The 859-nt window shown below is 62.2% G+C and carries 1 protein-coding gene; it reads left to right on the top strand.

Going from position 1 to position 859, the window contains the following annotated elements; translation table 11 throughout:
- Positions 1-63 precede the first annotated feature (63 nt).
- Positions 64-859 (top strand): IS5 family transposase (locus NKH28_RS34315; RefSeq protein ID WP_352981464.1); only part of this gene is annotated, 796 nt, incomplete at its 3' end.

Here is an 859-nt window from a genome sequence, read left to right as displayed (position 1 = left end):
AAAGGGCTCGCGACAGTCCCAGGCTCGTGATTCACTCTGACCACCAAGATGTTGGAGTGAATCGTGCGGGGCGGTGACAGACAGACGGGCGAACTGTTCAGCTACGTGGACCTTGAGGCTCGGGTGCGTCGCGATCATCCGTTGCGCCGTATTCGGACGATTGTGAACGAGGCGCTTTCGGCGTTGGAGCGGGAATTTGCGGCCCTGTACTCGCCGATCGGGCGGCCATCGATTCCGCCTGAGAAGTTGCTGCGGGCGATGCTGTTGCAGGCGTTCTATTCGATCCGCTCGGAACGGCTTTTGATGGAGCGGCTGGAATACGACCTCCTGTTCCGCTGGTTTGTTGGCATCGGCGTCGACGATGCAGCCTGGGACCATTCGGTTTTCTCGAAGAACCGCGACCGGCTGCTGGAGGGCGACATCGCGGCGAAGTCCCTGGCGGCCGTGCTGGCGCAACCCAAGGTGAAGAAGCTTCTGTCGACGGATCACTTCTCGGTCGACGGTACGCTGATCGAGGCTTGGGCGTCGATGAAGAGCGTCAAGCCGAAGGGCGGCTCGGGCGAACCGCCGGCAGACGGCGGTGGACGCAATGTTGGAGCGGACTTCCACGGCGAGAAACGATCGAACGAGACGCATGCCTCGACCACCGATCCCGACGCCAGGCTCTACCGCAAGGGGCGGGGCAAGGAGGCCAAGCTGAGCTTCATGGGACATGGGCTGATAGAGAACCGCCACGGCCTTCGATGGACGAAGTCACCGGCGACGGCTCCGCCGGATTGCTCGACGACGGCACGATCGAGATCACCTTCGCCTATCACAACGGCGACGAGGCTATCCTCAAGGCCAAACGTGATCCTTC

It is taken from the genome of Mesorhizobium sp. M1227 (assembly GCF_040318315.1).
Lineage (GTDB): Bacteria > Pseudomonadota > Alphaproteobacteria > Rhizobiales > Rhizobiaceae > Mesorhizobium.
Note: the sequence above shows the minus strand (reverse complement) of the source record. Positions and strands in the feature narration are given on the sequence as shown.